The organism is Pseudofrankia sp. EUN1h (assembly GCF_001854645.1).
Lineage (GTDB): Bacteria > Actinomycetota > Actinomycetes > Frankiales > Frankiaceae > Pseudofrankia > Pseudofrankia saprophytica.
The window spans coordinates 1-15,386 of the sequence record NZ_MBLN01000073.1; the positions used below are offsets into that span (position 1 = coordinate 1).

The following is a 15,386-nucleotide window of genomic DNA, read 5'->3' on the forward strand; positions in this document are numbered from 1 at the left end:
GGCCGGTGGTTGGCCCGGTCGGTGCGGACCAGGTCCGCGAGCACCTTCGCGTCGCCGGCGTCGCTTTTCGCCCCCGAGGTGACGTGCCGTTCCCGGTACCGGGCCGCGGACAGCGGATTGATCGCATAGACCTGGTAGCCGGCCGCGGCCAGCGCGCCGACCCACGGCCCACGGTCGGTCTCGATCCCGACCACCACCGCCGCAGRCTCGTCCCCATCGCCCAGATGGTCGGCGATCAGGCCGTGCAGCTCGGCGATCCCGGCCACGCCCTCCGGCAGCCGACGGCGCACGAGCCGCCGGCCGGTCTCGTCCTGGATCTCGATGTCGTGATGGGCCTCGGCCCAGTCATCCCCGACGAACAGCAACCCCGGTTCCCTTCCCAGCTGTCGATCATTCAACAGAGCCTTCGGGAAGGATCGCGCACACCCTAATGGATCAGTGCTCGACGGCACGACATCCCACCGGTCGTCTCACCCTCCCAGCGAACCAGCGGCGACACGATCTAGGACTAGACCTCGATCATCAGGCCTGGCGAAACGAGTGCTCGACCGCTGGCGGCTCGGACACCAATCCATCACGGATAGAACCGGTGCAGCCCCATTAGGCGAGGGTGTGGAAGCGGTTCTGGGCGGGCTCCAGGCCTTCGCCGACCAGCGCCTCCACCGCGTCCGCCGCGCGGTCGACCAGGAAGGGAACTTCCTTGCGTTCCGGCACGGCGAAGTCCCGCAGCACGAAGTCGGCCGGGTCCATCCGCCCTGGCGGGCGGCCGATGCCGAACCGGACCCGCAGGTAGTCACGGGTTCCCAGCGACGAGGTGATGGACCGCAGCCCGTTGTGCCCGTTGTCCCCGCCGCCGCGCTTGAGCCGCACCGCGCCGAACGGGATGTCGAGCTCGTCGTGCACCACGATCAGCCGCGCCGGGTCGACCTTGAAGAACGCCCGCAGCGAGGCGACCGGCGGCCCGGAGACGTTCATGTACGTCCGGGTTCTCGCCAGCACGACCGCCTCGCCACCGAGCCGGATCTGGTCGGCGTCGGCGCGGGCCTTGTGGGAGCGCAGCCGGGCACCGTGCCGCTCGGCGAGCGCGTCGACCACCAGGTAGCCGGCGTTGTGCCGGGTGGCGGCGTACTCGGCGCCCGGGTTGCCCAGCCCGACGACCAGCCAGGCCCCGCTGTCCTCGCCCGCCATCCCTTAGCCCCGCCGCTATCCGTCGTCGTGCCGTGAACTTGCCGTGTCAGGAGGTCGTCAGAAGGACCGGGTAGGTCAGAAGACGACGAGGCGAGCGACGACCGGCGCGGACCAGCTGTGCTGGCCCGCGCCGGGACGTCTCGCGACGGTTGGCCGTCCGGCCGCCGTTACTCGGCGACGGCCTCCGCCGGCGCGGCCTCGCCCTCGCCGGTGTCGCCGATCTCGGCCTCGTGCTGGGCCGCGGTCGGCTTGAGCAGCACCTGGACGAYGACGACCTCGGGATCGATCTCCAGGGTCACGCCGTCCGGAAGGTCGAGCTGACCGGCGGAGATGCTCGAACCGGGCTCGAGGCCGGCGACGCTGGCCTCCAGACCGTCCGGGATGGAGGTGGCCGGCGCGCTCACCGACACGGTGTTGTTCTGGACGTCGATGATGGCGTCCGGGTGGGCGTCACCGACGACCGTGATGGGCACGTCGACGGTGACCTTCTCGCCACGGCGGACGAGAACCAGGTCGACGTGCTCGAAGGTTCCCCGGATGGGGTGACGCTGGATGTCCTTGGGGAGCGCGAGCTCGGTGGCGTCACCCAGGTCGAGGGTGAGCAGGACGTTGGTGCCCGCGTCGGTCTTGAACGCGTGCATCAGCTCCCGATGGGACAGTGCGACGTGGCGCGGTGGCTGACCGTGACCGTACAGGACAGCCGGAACCTTGCCGGCCCGACGGGTGCGACGAGCGCCGCCCTTCCCGAACTCGGTGCGCGGCTCCGCGGCGATGCGGACCTCGGACATGGCGGTGCTCATCCTCTCACGACTGGCTCAGCTGCTGGCGGGACCTGGACGACGACAGGTCTCGTGCGGAGAAGCACAGCGCCTGTGTGTCTGAGTCTGTTGTCTGGAAGCAGAGCCAGATGTCTGGAAGCAGGACCAGACCCGGACACCACCGTCGTCATCAGGATCGCGGCTCTTCACAGTACCCGACGCGGGTCCGGCATCATGCCTGTCCCCTCCCCACAACACCGTCGGCAATGCCGTGGGATTCACCGGCGGCGGCGACACGCGGTACGGGAACGCGCCGGGACCGGTCGGCGCGCCGTCGGCGCGCGGCCGCCGCCGGATAGGTTCTCCGGGTAAGGCAGACCCCTCGGAAGGAGCCCCAGCTGTCCACCGAGCTGTCCATCGGACCCACCGGATCGGCACCCGCGCGACCGGCCACGACCGTCCGCGCGCCGGCCAAGGTCAACCTGCACCTCGGGGTCGGGCCGCGCCGCGCCGACGGCTACCACGAGGTCATCACCGTCCTGCAGGCCGTCTCGCTGTATGACGAGCTGACGGTGACCGCGCTGCCCGGCGCCCCTGAGGAGGTCCGCGCCCCTGGCGTCGCCCCCGCCCAGGGCGCGCCGGCCGTGGCCGTCACCGTCGAGATCACCGGCGAGGGCGCGGCCGCGCCGGGCGGTGCCGGCGCGGCCGACGACGTGTCGGTGGTGCCCACCGACGCCGACAACCTGGCCGTGCGGGCGGCCCTGCTCGTCGCCGAGGCCGCCGGCATCCGCGGCGCGCGGATCCACCTGGCGCTGACCAAGGGCATCCCGGTCGCGGCCGGGATGGCCGGCGGCAGCGCGGACGCCGCCGCCGCGCTCGTCGCCTGCGACGCGCTGTGGGGAGCCGGGCTGTCCGCCGAGACGCTGGCGCAGCTCGCCGCCCGCCTCGGCAGTGACGTGCCGTTCCCGCTGACCGGCGGCACGGCGCTCGGCGTCGGCCGCGGCGAGCGGCTCTCCCCGGTGCCGAGCGCCGGCGAGTACCACTGGGTGTTCGCGCTCGCCGACGGCGGCCTGTCGACGCCCGCCGTCTACCGCGAGTTCGACCAGGTCGACGACGGCCGGACGGAGCCGACGCCGGCCGACGCGGTGCTCGCCGCGCTGACCACCGCGGACCCGGCCCAGCTCGGGGCGGCGTTGGTCAACGACCTGCAGGCCCCGGCGATCCGGCTGCGCCCGGCGCTCGGCGACGTGCTGGCGGCGGGCCGGGCGCACGGCGCGCTCGGCGCGCTGGTCTCCGGCTCGGGACCGACCTGCGCCTTCCTCGCCGGCGACGCCGAGCACGGCGCGCTGCTCGCCGCCGGGCTCGAGGCGAGCGGCCTGGCGCGCGCCGTGCGCCGGGCGACCGCCCCGGCCGCCGGCGCGACGATCATCACGGGCTCGACGGACGGCGCCATCCCGGCCCCGGCCTAGCTGGACGACGGCGAAGGCGTCTGCTCGGAGAGCTCGAGCCAGCGCTCCTCCAGGGCGGCGATCTCCGCCTCCAGCTCGCCGACCTCCTTGGTGATGCGCAGGACGCCCTCGTAGTCCGACGGGTCGTGGCCGGCGAGGCCCGCGTGCGCGGCCGCGACCTGGGCGGCGAGCCGGTCGAGGCGGCGCTCGATGGCCGCGAGCTCCTTGCGCGCGACCCGCAGCTCGGCGTTGGACAGCCCCACGGCCCCCGCCGGCCCGGCCGTCCCCGCCGCAGCGGTCCGACCAGCCGTCGCGGCCGCGATGGCCGCCGGCGCCGCCGACCCCGCCGGCACGCTGCCCGCCCGCAGCCGCAGGTACTCGTCGACCCCGCCGGGCAGGTGCCGCAGCCGGCCGCCGAGAATCGCGTACTGCTGGTCGGTCACCCGCTCCAGGAAGTACCGGTCGTGCGAGACGGCGATCAGCGTGCCCGGCCACGAGTCCAGGACGTCCTCCATCGCCGCGAGCATGTCGACGTCCAGGTCGTTCGTCGGCTCGTCGAGCACGAGGACGTTCGGCTCGGCCAGCAGCACCAGCAGCAGGTGCAGCCGCCGCCGCTGGCCACCGGACAGGTCGGCGACCCGGGCCGACAGGTGCTCGCGGGCGAACCCGAGACGTTCCAGCAGCTGCGCCGGGGTGAGCTCCCTGCCGTCGACGACGAACGTCGTCCTGGTCCGGTCGAGCACCTCGCGCACCCGGTCGCCGGCGATCGCCGCGAGCTCGGCGAACTCCTGGTCGAGCACACCGACCCGGACGGTCTTGCCGGTCTTCACCACCCCGGAGTCGGGCGTGATGGTCCCGGCGATCAGACCGAGCAGGGTCGACTTGCCGGCTCCGTTCGCGCCGAGGATGCCGGTGCGCTCGCCGGGACCGATCCGCCATTCCACGTCGCGCAGGACGGGGCGGCCGTCGAAGGAGACGGACGCGTCCAGCAGGTCGATCACGTCCTTGCCCAGCCGGGCGGTCGCGAGGCGGGAAAGCTCCACCCGGTCACGCGGCGGCGGGACGTCGGCGATGAGCGTGTTCGCGGCCTCGATGCGGAACTTCGGCTTCGACGTGCGCGCCGGGGCGCCGCGGCGCAGCCAGGCCAGCTCCTTGCGCATCAGGTTCTGCCGCTTCGTCTCGCTGGCGGCGGCCTGCCGGTCGCGCTCGACGCGCTGCAGCACGTAGGCGGCATAGCCGCCCTCGAACGGCTCGACGATCTGGTCGTGCACCTCCCACGTCATGGTGCAGACCTCGTCGAGGAACCAGCGATCGTGCGTGACCACCAGCAGACCGCCGGTGTTGCGGGACCAGCGCCGCTTGAGGTGGTCGGCGAGCCAGGTGATGCCCTCGACGTCGAGATGGTTGGTCGGCTCGTCCAGAAGGACGACGTCCCACTCGTCCAGCAGCAGGGCGGCGAGCGCGACCCGGCGGCGTTGCCCACCGGAGAGCTCTCCGGCCCTGGCCTCCCAGGGGATGTCGACGACCAGCCCCGCGATGACGTCGCGCACCCGGGGGTCACCGGCCCACTCGTGCTCCGGGCGGTCGCCGACGATCGTCTGGCCGACGGTGCGCGTGTGATCGAGCGTGTCGGCCTGGTCGAGCACCCCCACCCGGACGCCKCCGCGGCGGGTCACCCGCCCCGAGTCCGGCGACACCTGGCCCGAGAGCAGGCCGAGCAGGCTGGACTTTCCACCACCGTTGCGTCCCACCAGCCCGATCCGGTCGCCCTCGTTCACGCCGAGCGTCACCGAGTCGAAGACGACCCGCGTCGGGTACTCCAGGTGCAGGGCTTCCGCTCCAAGAAGATGGGCCACCCTTTCACCCTATGGTCAGGCAGGTTCGGGCGAGGAGCGCCCGAACCTGCCTGACCTGTCGGCGCCGGGCGTCCTCGCCAACGCGAAAGGGCCGCCGGAGACGTTCCGACGGCCCTCTCGACGCGCGGTAGGTCAGCTGGCGGGCGCGGGGGCCGAGCTGGTCGCCGCGAGCTTCGCGAGGCGGTCCGAGGTCGGCAACCGGACGTCACGGACCAGCCTCGTCACCTCCATCGCCTTGATGATGTAGAAGCTGGTGTCGATCTGCCAGAGCCTCACCCCGTGCCGGGCCGACGTCGGCTCGGCGTGGTGCAGGTTGTGCCACGACTCGCCCATCGACGGCAGGCACATCCACCAGACGTTGCCGGACCTGTCGCGCGACTTGTACGGGCGCCTGCCGGCCACGTGGCAGATGCTGTTCACCGACCAGGTGGTGTGGTGCAGCAGCGCGACCCGGACCAGGCCGCCCCAGAAGAACCCCCGCAGGGCCGCCTCGAACGAGCCGCCCCACAGCCCGCCGATGAGCGTCGGCAGCGCCAGGCTCACGAACGCGCAGATCGCGAACGTCCGGCTTACCAGCACGATGTCGCGGTCGTCGAGCAGGTCGGGCGCGTAGCGGCGCTGGTCGGTCTGCTCCACGTCGAACAGCCAGCCGATGTGCGCGTGCCACAGGCCCTTGGTCAGCGCGCGCGTGCCGGGGCCGTAACGCCACGGCGAGTGCGGGTCGCCTTCCTGGTCGCTGTAGGCGTGGTGGCGGCGGTGGTCGGCGACCCAGCGGATGACCGGGCCCTCGATGGCCATGTTGCCGAACACGGCGAGCGCGATACGAACGGGCCTGGATGTCTTGAAACCGCGATGGGTGAAGTACCGGTGGAAACCGACCGTCACCCCATGGCCGGTGATCGCGTACATGAAAGCGGCAATCACCACGTCGTGCCAGGTGATCCATCGGTCCCACAGCAGCGGGACGGCGGCGACCAGCGCCGCGAGGGGCACGAGGATGATCGTCGCGAGCACCACCTGCTCGATGCGGGCCTTCGCCATCCATCGGGGGGCGCTGGTGTGCTCGCCACGGGGGGTGTCCGCGGAACCGGGCGCCAGGCCCACGGCCCCGTCCTCCCGATCCGGCGGGCTGGAGTCAGTCGGCGGCACCGTCTCGGTCGTCGCGGTCATCGCGGCATCCTGTCTGTCGCGGCAGGTCCACACATCTGGTCCTCTTGGGCTCACGGTAGCGGTCTGGAAGGTTCGTCGGACCCCATGACGGCAACCGTCACGCAAACTCTTTCGGTCCGCTTGTGGCCTCTAACTACCCGTCCGCCGACCGGTTACCGCTCGGCGAGAGTTTCGTCCGCGTCGTGACGTTCTGTGCTTTCTGGTTCGCTCCGCGCGGGCACGACACTCCTACATTGGTTCGCTCCGTGCGGGCACGGCACTCCGGCCCCGTACTCGCTTCGCTCCCACGGGACCTCCGTGCCGTGTCCTCCTCCGCTCACGGGCGCTCCGGCGACCTCCGCTGCGGCCCAACCACGTTCGCTTCGCTCCGTGGCCGGGCCTCCGCGGAGGCACGCCTCCGCGCCGCACGGTCACTTCCGCGCGACATTGTGAATAAAAGAACGAAAACCAGTTGAATCATGACCGGGGGTCCAGGGGCGAAGCCCACTGCCGTGGGGTCCGGGGCCCTATCCCGGGGCAAAATCACGTGGGAGCCGCCGGGTCTTACCCACTAACCACAAACCAGGCCCGACCACCGATGGGGTCCAGGGGGCGAAGCCCCCTGGCGCGGGGTCCGGGGCTCGGCCCCGGGGCAAAATTACGGCCTCCGGCGAAGTTGACCGAAGGTCAACAAGCATGGAGGGCCGGCGCGCCTCGCTCCGCCGCCACGACTCGAACGTGGACTAGAAGAACCAAAATCTCCTGTGCTGCCTATTACACCACGGCGGACCGCGAAAGCAGCAGAAGTCTACCATCACCCGGTCGCGCGGCGTCTAATTCCCACCGGGTCCGGGCTGGCCCGGCCAGCGCGGCTCACCATGGTCGACGCGCTGATGGAGCGGCCGGCGCGGCGCCCGGTCGACGCGCCGTCGTTCTTCTCGCCGGCGGTTTTCCTGGCCCGTTTCCGTCACGGATCTTTCCGCGTGCTGGCGCGGAAATGGCGGTCGGGGGTGGGACGAAGTGAGGAACGTGGCCGGGTAGGGTGTGGGCGTCGACGGGAGCGCGGGTTGGGCGCGGTTCGGGCCCGCTGCGGATCACAGGGGGAGCGGTCGTGACCCAGGGACGTCTGGCGGCCACCATCGTCTTGGCGGCTGGCGCGGGGACCCGGATGCGGTCCGCCACCCCGAAGGTGCTGCACCGCGTCGCCGGGCGAAGTCTGCTCGACCATGTCCTCGCCGCCGCGGGCCCGCTGGGGGCGCGGCACACGGTCGTCGTCATCGGTCACGGGCGCGAGGAAGTCGCCGCGTCGCTGCGGCACCGGGACGGTGTGCGCACCGTCGTGCAGGACCGGCAGGGCGGCACCGGGCACGCGGTACGGGTCGCGCTCGGCGCGCTGGACGGTCTTCGTCCCGAGGACTGGGTCGCCGTGCTGCCCGGCGACACTCCGCTGCTGACCTCCGAGACGCTCGCCGCGCTGCTCGCGCTGCACGCCGAGCGGGGCGCGGCGGCGAGCGTGCTGACGGCGGTGATGCCCGATCCGACCGGCTACGGGCGCATCGTGCGTGATCCGGCGGACGGCGGGACGGCCGGCGGGTCCGTGCGGGCGATCGTCGAGCAGCGGGACGCGGACGCGGCGACCGCGGCGATCCCGGAGGTCAACGCCGGGGTCTATGTGTTCACCGTCGGGCTGCTGCGCTCGGCGCTGGCCCGGCTGACGACGGACAACGCGCAGGGCGAGGAGTACCTCACCGACGTGATCGGGTTGCTGGTCGCCGAGGGCGAGCCCGTCGCGGCGCACGTCGCGCCGGACGCGGGCGAGACGGCCGGCGTCAACGACCGGGTGCAGTTGGCCGCGGCGGGCGCGGTGCTGCGCGACCGGCTGGCACGGGCGGCGATGCTCGCCGGCACGACGATCGTCGACCCGGCGACCACCTGGATCGACGCGGGCGTGACGTTCGAGCCGGACAGCACGGTGCTGCCGAACACCCATCTGCGCGGCTCCACCCATCTGGCCGCCGGCAGCGTGGTCGGGCCGGACAGCACCCTGACCGACACCGTCGTGGACGCCGGCGCGTTCGTCGAGCGCAGCACCGTCACCGAGTCATGGATCGGCCCGGGTGCCGGGGTGGGCCCGTACGCGCATCTGCGGCAGGGGACCCGCCTCGGCCCGAACGGCCGGATCGGGGCCTACGTCGAGACCAAGGCGGCCGACATCGGCGCCGGGACCAAGGTGCCGCATCTCGCCTACGTCGGCGACGCGACCATCGGCGAGCGGTCCAACATCGGCTGCTCCACGGTGTTCGCCAACTACGACGGCGTCCACAAGCACCGGACCATGATCGGCTCGGACGTGAAGATCGGTAGCGACACGGTGCTCATCGCCCCGGTCGTGATCGGCGACGGTGCCTACACCGGCGCCGGGGCCGTGGTCCGATCGGACGTCCCACCGGGGGCGTTGGCCATCACCGAGGGCCGGCAGCGCACAATTGAGGGGTGGGTCGAGCGGGCCCGGCCGGGAACGGCGGCGGCCGCCGCGGCCGCCGCCGCACAGCGGGCGGGCGAGACCTCCCCGGTGGAGGAGACCTCTCCGGCAGGCGACGCACAGCCGACATCCGAGCGTCTGGCCGTGAACTAAGCCACATCACTCCCTCACCGTCCCGCATCGCTGGCATTCGCGACCAGGGCAACGGAACCTAGGGGGCTGGTTGGGGCCGCCACGGGCGCCAGGAGACGTCAAGGAGACACGGTGGGCTACCAGACGGAGAACCGGCGCAGCCTGATGCTCTTCTCGGGCCGATCCCACCCGGAGCTCGCGGCCGAGGTCGCGCAGCAGCTCGGCGTGCGGACGGTGCCGACCAGCGCGTACGACTTCTCCAACGGAGAGATCTTCGTACGGTTCCAGGAGTCCGTCCGCGGCTGCGACGCCTTCGTCCTGCAGGCGCACTCCGCGCCGGTGAACACCTGGCTGATGGAACAGCTGATCATGGTGGACGCGCTGAAGCGCGCCAGCGCCAAGCGGATCACCGTCGTCGCCCCGTTCTACCCGTACGCCCGGCAGGACAAGAAGCACCGCGGCCGCGAGCCGATCTCCGCCCGGCTGGTCGCCGACCTGTTCAAGACCGCCGGCGCGCACCGGCTGATGTCGGTCGACCTGCACACCGCGCAGATCCAGGGCTTCTTCGACGGCCCGGTGGACCACCTGTTCGCCCTGCCGCTCCTGGCCGACTACATCGAGAGCAAGGTCGACGCCTCCGAGGTGACCGTGGTCGCGCCCGACTCCGGCCGGGTCCGGGTCGCCGAGCGCTGGACGGACCGGCTCAACTGCCCGCTCGCGATCATCCACAAGCGCCGCGACAAGGACGTCCCGAACCAGGTCAAGATGTTCGAGGTGGTCGGCCAGGTGGCCGGGCGCACCTGCGTCATCGTCGACGACATGATCGACACCGCCGGCACGATCACCAAGGCGGCGGAGGCACTGAAGGCCAACGGCGCGAGCTCCGTCATCGCCGCCGCGACCCACGGGGTGCTGTCGGGACCGGCCATCGACCGGCTGAAGAACTCCGACATCAGCGAGGTCGTGCTGACCAACACCCTGCCGCTGCCCGCCGACGCCAGGCTCGACAAGATCACCGAACTGTCGATCGCGCCGCTGCTCGCCGCCGCCATCCGCGAGGTCTTCGAGGACGGCTCGGTCACCAGCCTCTTCGGCGGAGACGCTTGATCTCTGGTTCGCTCCGTCCGGGCGGCGCGCTCCGGCCCCTTACTCGCTTCGCTCCCAAGGGACCTCCGCGCGCCGTCCTCCTCCGCTCACGGGCGCTACGGCGACCTCCGCGCCGCACGGTCACCTAACGCCGAACGTCACCAAACCGAAGCAGGCCCATCCGTAGGGCCACTTCGCTGCGCTCGTGGAGTGCCCAAACGGGCGCGAAGACCGCCACGAGCGAAGCGAAGTGCCCATACGAGCGCTGTGGTTTCAGCTGGTGACGACACAACGGCACGCAACCCAGCTGGCGCGGAGGCGCACCTCCGCGGAGGCATCCCTACGAGCGAAGCGACGTAGGGGTGCCGCAGCGGAGGTCGCCGCAGCGCACGTTCGCGGAGGAGGACACGGCGCGGAGGTCCCTTGGGAGCGAAGCGAGTAAGGGGCCGTAGCGCCGTGCCCGGACGGAGCGAACCAGAGACAGAGCGAACCAGAAATTCAGCCAGCCCTTCAAATCCAGCCGGGGAACCACATGCGGGCTCGCCAGCCGGAGAGTGGGATCTGCTGGGCGGCGAGGATCGGGTAGAAGTAGGCGAACAGTAGGACTACGGCGATCAGGTAGACGCCGACTGACAGGGCGCCCACGAGGCGTCTGGTGTCGGATGCCTCGCGTGGGCCCAGGGCCAGGCCGGCGGTCGCGGTGATGCCGAGGACCAGGAACGGCAGCAGCGGTAGCGCGTAGAAGAAGAACATCGTCCGGCTCGGGACGAGCTCCCAGGGCAGGAACGACGAGGCGAAGCCGACCAGTACCAGCGCGGCCCGCCAGTCCCGCCGGACCACCCACAGCGCCACCATCACGACCAGGCAGGCCGTACCGACCCACCAGACGGCCGGGTTGCCGATGGCCAGCACCTCACGCGAGCAGCCGCCCGCGGCGGTGCAGCCCTTCTGGCCGAACGCCGGGCCGTCGTAGTAGTAGGGAACCGGCCGGCCGAGCACCAGCCAGCTGAACGGCGCGGACTGCGCCGGGTGCGGCGAGGTCTTGGTGGTCAGGTGCTCGTGGAAGTTGAGGATCGCGTCCTGGTAGGCCCACCAGCCCCGCCACATCGCCGTGAACCCGTTGCCGTAGGCGTGCCGGTCGTAGCCCCCGTCGGTGACGAACCAGCCCGTCCACGTCGCCAGGAAGGTCGCGATCGGCAGGGGGACGTAGCAGCCGAACCAGGCCGGCACGTCCCGTCGCAACGCGCCCAGCATCGGCTGCCGCGCTCCCGCGGTCCGGCGGGCGCCCGCGTCCCAGACGATCGCCAGCACCGCGAAACCGAGCAGCGTGTACAGGCCGCTCCACTTCACGCCCATCGACGCGCCCAGGAAGAACCCGGCAGCGAGCCGCCAGGGGCGCAGGCCGAGCTTCGGCCCGTAGCGGGTGTCGCGCTCGCGCGCGGCCCGATCGCGCTCGTCCAGGGTCGCGTCCCCGATGGACACGCCGTCGCCGCCGTCCGACGAATCCGCGGCCGCGGATTCGGACGTGGCCACCGACGCGGCCGAGTCCGCGTCCCGCGGCCGCGCGGCGGTGAGCGCGGTCATCCGGTCGGCGAGCTTCGCCCTCCCGTAGTCGCGGTCCAGGACCAGGCAGGCCAGCGCCGCGACCAGCAGGGTCATCAGGAAGATGTCCAGAATGCCGATCCGGCTCTGGACGAACTCCAGCCCGTCGAACGCCAGGAGGAGCCCGGCGAAGCAGCCGAGGATCGTCGAGCGGAACATCCGCCGCGCCGTGCGGGTCAACACGAGCACCGCGATCGTCCCGAACAGCGCCGACGCGAACCGCCACCCCAGCTCGGGGTTGCCGTGCACCGCGCCGGAGCAGTCCGTATATCCGAAGATCTTCTCCGACGCTGCCATGAACCACTTGCCCAGCGGCGGGTGCACGACGTAACCGGGGCCGACGCAGTTCTTGCTGTCCACCTCGTAGCCGTGGGTCATCAGACCCCAGGCGTCCTTGGTGTAGTAGACCTCGTCGAAGTAGATGCCCTTCGGCTCCGTCAACCGCCAGAACCGCAGGATGCCGGCGACCAGCGTGACGGCGAGCGCGGCCAGCCAGCCGGCGAGGCGGTCGGACGGCATCGGTGGGCACAGCCGGTCACGCAGTGGCCCGCGCCCGCTTGGCTGACCGGCATGGTCGCCGTCGCGCGCGTGCCCCACGACCGCGGGCGCGGCCGGGCCGGCATCGGCCAGGGTCGGATGGGCCGTCGTCGTCACGGTCACGCCATCAGCGTAGGTCGTCCGAACTGAAAGACTGCGCGGTGTCCGAACGATGCGGGATCACGATCTTCCCGGCCGAACCCGGAGACCCCCGGACAGACGGTGAGGCGGCGGCCCGGAAGCCCGCCCGGAGTCACCGGCCGGGAGAGGAACGGGCCGGCCGACGAGGATGGGCCGGCGGCACGAGCAGGACGCGACCAGGCGAGACAGCGGGACAGGGGCGGCGAATGACCGGGGTGCTGATCGTGTGCGGGGCGCCCATCGGCGACCCGCGAGACGCCAGTCCCCGGCTCGCCGAGGTGCTGACGACGGCGGACGTCGTCGCCGCCGAGGACACCCGGCGGGTCCGGCGGCTCGCGCACGCGCTCGAGGTGACCATCACCGGGCGGATCGTCTCCTGTTACGACGCGGTCGAGGGCGCCAGGGCCACGGCCCTGACGGAACAGCTGCTCGCGGGCCGGACGGTCGCGCTCATCACCGACGCCGGTATGCCGGCGGTCTCCGACCCCGGTTTCCGGGTGGTCGCGGCGGCGGCCGCCGCCGGGGTGACCGTCACCGTCGTGCCCGGACCGTCCGCGGTGACCGCGGCGCTGGCCGTCAGCGGGCTGCCGAGCGACCGGTTCACGTTCGAGGGCTTCCTGCCGCGCCGCGGCGGCGAGCGCCGCTCCCGGCTGCGCGAGCTCGCGACCGAGCGGCGCACGATGGTCTTCCTGGAGGCTCCGCACCGGCTGGCCGCGAGTCTCGTCGACCTGGCCACGGTCTTCCGCGCCGAGCGCCCCGCGGTGCTGTGCCGGGAGCTCACCAAGACCTGGGAGGAGGTCGTCCGCGGCGACCTCGCCCGGCTGGTGGGCTGGGCCCAGGATGGCCGCGAGATCCGCGGCGAGCTCACCCTGGTCGTCGGCGGCGCCCCCGGAACCCGCGGGCGTGCCGTTGTCGACGGGCCGGCCATGGTCGACGAGCATGCCGTCGCCGTCGGGCATGCGATGGACGACGAGGAACCGCTCGGGCCGCCCGCTCCCCCGACCCTGGCCGAGCTCGCCGCGGCGGTGGCCGGCCACGAGGCCGCCGGCCTCTCCCGCGCCGACGCCCGCCGGGCGGTCATGACCGACTACGGTGTCGCCCGCGCCGACGTCTACGCCGCCCTCGTCGCGGCACGGGCCGCGGCGAGGCGGCAGTAGGCGGCGACGTCCAGGGTCTCGCCGCGGGCGCCTGGGTCGATGCCGGCCGCGGCGGCGATCCGGTCGACGGCGGCGGGCGAGCCGGCCCAGCCGGCCAGGGCCGAGCGCAGCGTCTTGCGGCGCTGGGCGAACGCCGCGTCGACCGCGGCGAACACGTCGGCGCGCAGCGCGTCCGGCGCGGGCGCCGGCCGGCGGGTGAACGCGACCAGCCCGGAGTCGACGTTCGGCACCGGCCAGAACACCGACCGCGGCACCGGCCCCGCCGAGCGAGCCTCGGCGTACCAGGCGAGCTTGACGCTTGGCACGCCGTAGACCCGGCCGCCCGGCGGGGAGACCAGCCGGTCGGCCACCTCCGCCTGGACCATGACCAGGCCGCGCCGGATCGACGGGATCCGTGCCAGCAGCCCGAGCAGCAGCGGTACGGCGATGTTGTACGGCAGGTTCGCCGCGAGCACGCCCGGCGCCTCCTCGTCGACTGCCTCGTCGACGATCACGTCCTCGGTGACCGTGGCCGCCCCTTCCGGCCCGTCCGGCCCGTCCGCCCCTTCCGGCTCCAGGGACTCCGCGGGGGACGACAGGTCGGCGGGGTCGAGCCGCAGCGCGTCCCGGGTGAGCACCGTGAGGCGCCGGGCCACGGCCGGGGCCAGCCGGGCGGCGGCGGTCGCCGGCAGTGCCGTGGCCAGCGCCGGGTCGACCTCGACGGCGACCACCCGGCGCGCGGCGCCGAGCAGGCCGAGGGTCAGCGACCCGATCCCCGGCCCCACCTCGAGCACCACGTCGCCCGGACCGATGCCGGCCAGCCGTACCAGCCGGCGGACCGTGTTCGGGTCGACCAGGAAGTTCTGCCCACGCTTCTTCGTCGGCCGCAGGTCCAGCGCGGCCGCGATCGCCCTGATGTCGGCGCCGGACAGCAGCCCGTCCGCCCGTCCGCCGGTCGCGGCGCCCTTGGCGCTCGCCGAGGCGCCCGTCACCACCCGCTCGCCCGCCGGCGTGCCGCCTACCAAGGTCCGAACACTCGCTCGGCGGTCGCGGCGACCGTGACAGCCAGCTCGTCCACCGCCGCGCCGCGGACCTCGGCGATCGCGCGCAGCGTCAGCGGCACCAGGTAGGGGCCGTTGGGCCGCCCCCGGTAGGGCATCGGGGTGAGGAACGGCGAGTCCGTCTCGACGAGCAGCAGCTCGGCGGGGGCGACGGCCGCGGCCGCGCGCAGCCCGTCGGCGTTCTTGAAGGTCACGTTTCCGGCGAACGACATCACGTAGCCGGCGTCCGCGCAGGTCTTCGCCATCTCCTCGTCACCCGAGAACGCGTGGAAGACGACGGTCGCGGGCGCGCCCTCCTCGGCCAGGATGCGCAGCGTGTCCGCGTGCGCCTCCCGGTCGTGGATCATCAGTGGCCGCCCCGTCTCCTTCGCGATCGCGATGTGGCGGCGGAAGCTCGCCTGCTGGGCGGCGTGCTGCTCGGGTGGCGTCCGGAAGTAGTCCAGCCCGGTCTCGCCCACGGCGCGCACCTTCGGCAGCCGGGCGAGCGTCGTGAGCTCGGCGAACGTCTCCTCGTCGACGCCGTGGGCGGCCTCGTTGGGGTGGATCGCGACGGCCGCGTAGACGTCCGGGAACTCGGCCGCGACGTCGGCCTGCCAACGGCTGGTCGGCAGGTCCACCCCGACGGTGACCATCCGGCGGATGCCGACGGCCCGGGCGGCCGCGACCGCCTCGGCCGCGGGTGTGTCCATCAGGTCGAGGTGGCAGTGGCTGTCGATGATCTCGACGCCGAGCGGGTCCGGCGCTGGCGGCGGCCCACCCGTGCGTCCCGTGTTCTTAGCGCGCGCATTCTCGGCCGTCACCGCTCTACTC

Annotated in this window: 12 protein-coding genes; 4 read left to right on the plus strand and 8 right to left on the minus strand. The window is 72.7% G+C overall.

Features of this window, described 5'->3' with window-relative positions; all coding sequences use genetic code 11:
• The 3 genes from BCD49_RS28350 to BCD49_RS28360 all read right to left on the minus strand — a co-directional run.
• A partial coding sequence (locus BCD49_RS28350; protein ID WP_158072971.1) for an IS110 family transposase occupies positions 1-365 on the minus strand: 365 nt, incomplete at its 3' end.
• A gap of 235 nt (positions 366-600) precedes the next feature.
• Entirely contained in the window at positions 601-1,188 is a 588-nt protein-coding gene (pth, locus tag BCD49_RS28355; RefSeq protein WP_007520649.1) for an aminoacyl-tRNA hydrolase, read from the minus strand.
• 167 nt (positions 1,189-1,355) lie between these two features.
• On the minus strand, positions 1,356-1,976 hold the full coding sequence (locus tag BCD49_RS28360) for a 50S ribosomal protein L25/general stress protein Ctc (protein WP_071042116.1): 621 nt from the start codon (positions 1,974-1,976) through the stop codon (positions 1,356-1,358).
• 368 nt (positions 1,977-2,344) lie between these two features.
• On the opposite strand from BCD49_RS28360, the gene BCD49_RS28365 reads away from it, so the two are divergent.
• Positions 2,345-3,415 carry a 4-(cytidine 5'-diphospho)-2-C-methyl-D-erythritol kinase gene (locus tag BCD49_RS28365; protein ID WP_083401747.1) on the plus strand — a complete coding sequence of 357 codons (1,071 nt, stop codon included), beginning with the start codon at positions 2,345-2,347 and terminating at the stop codon, positions 3,413-3,415.
• On the opposite strand, the gene BCD49_RS28370 is transcribed toward BCD49_RS28365, so the two are convergent.
• Together BCD49_RS28370 and BCD49_RS28375 are read right to left on the minus strand one after the other, a co-directional pair.
• A complete protein-coding gene (locus tag BCD49_RS28370) occupies positions 3,412-5,250 on the minus strand; it encodes an ABC-F family ATP-binding cassette domain-containing protein (protein ID WP_071042097.1) in 1,839 nt (612 codons plus the stop codon). The genes BCD49_RS28365 and BCD49_RS28370 overlap by 4 nt on opposite strands.
• A gap of 132 nt (positions 5,251-5,382) precedes the next feature.
• Positions 5,383-6,420: an acyl-CoA desaturase gene (locus tag BCD49_RS28375; RefSeq protein ID WP_007518266.1), complete on the minus strand. Its 1,038-nt coding sequence runs from the start codon at positions 6,418-6,420 to the stop codon at positions 5,383-5,385.
• A gap of 1,090 nt (positions 6,421-7,510) precedes the next feature.
• Here BCD49_RS28375 and glmU point away from each other — a divergent pair.
• Both glmU and BCD49_RS28385 read left to right on the plus strand, forming a co-directional pair.
• Positions 7,511-9,034, plus strand: coding sequence for a bifunctional UDP-N-acetylglucosamine diphosphorylase/glucosamine-1-phosphate N-acetyltransferase GlmU (glmU, locus tag BCD49_RS28380; RefSeq protein WP_007518264.1), 1,524 nt, complete (start codon positions 7,511-7,513; stop codon positions 9,032-9,034).
• Between the two features lie 111 nt (positions 9,035-9,145).
• Complete coding sequence (locus tag BCD49_RS28385) at positions 9,146-10,120, plus strand: ribose-phosphate diphosphokinase (RefSeq protein WP_007518262.1); 975 nt, start codon at positions 9,146-9,148, stop codon at positions 10,118-10,120.
• A gap of 489 nt (positions 10,121-10,609) precedes the next feature.
• On the opposite strand, the gene BCD49_RS28390 is transcribed toward BCD49_RS28385, so the two are convergent.
• Complete coding sequence (locus BCD49_RS28390) at positions 10,610-12,361, minus strand: phospholipid carrier-dependent glycosyltransferase (RefSeq protein ID WP_007518259.1); 1,752 nt, start codon at positions 12,359-12,361, stop codon at positions 10,610-10,612.
• A 224-nt stretch (positions 12,362-12,585) separates the two neighbouring features.
• Between BCD49_RS28390 and rsmI the strand changes: the two genes are divergently transcribed.
• Complete coding sequence (gene rsmI, locus BCD49_RS28395; protein ID WP_007518258.1) at positions 12,586-13,536, plus strand: 16S rRNA (cytidine(1402)-2'-O)-methyltransferase; 951 nt, start codon at positions 12,586-12,588, stop codon at positions 13,534-13,536.
• Here rsmI and BCD49_RS28400 read toward each other — a convergent pair.
• Together BCD49_RS28400 and BCD49_RS28405 are read right to left on the minus strand one after the other, a co-directional pair.
• Positions 13,491-14,540, minus strand: a complete 1,050-nt coding sequence (locus tag BCD49_RS28400; RefSeq protein ID WP_007518255.1) for a 16S rRNA (adenine(1518)-N(6)/adenine(1519)-N(6))-dimethyltransferase — start codon at positions 14,538-14,540, stop codon at positions 13,491-13,493. The two genes, rsmI and BCD49_RS28400, sit on opposite strands and share 46 nt — an antisense overlap.
• Positions 14,534-15,376 (minus strand): TatD family hydrolase, encoded by an 843-nt coding sequence (locus BCD49_RS28405; protein ID WP_007518253.1) that lies wholly within the window; start codon positions 15,374-15,376, stop codon positions 14,534-14,536. The genes BCD49_RS28400 and BCD49_RS28405 overlap by 7 nt, the downstream gene beginning before the upstream one ends.
• Between the last annotated feature and the right edge of the window lie 10 nt (positions 15,377-15,386).

What these genes read in the sequence shown, in the direction of transcription:
- pth (WP_007520649.1), bottom strand. Translation starts at nt 1,188, where the DNA reads ATGGCGGGCGAGGACAGCGGGGCCTGGCTGGTCGTCGGGCTGGGCAAC.
- BCD49_RS28375 (WP_007518266.1), bottom strand. Translation starts at nt 6,420, where the DNA reads ATGACCGCGACGACCGAGACGGTGCCGCCGACTGACTCCAGCCCGCCG.
- rsmI (WP_007518258.1), top strand. Translation starts at nt 12,586, where the DNA reads ATGACCGGGGTGCTGATCGTGTGCGGGGCGCCCATCGGCGACCCGCGA.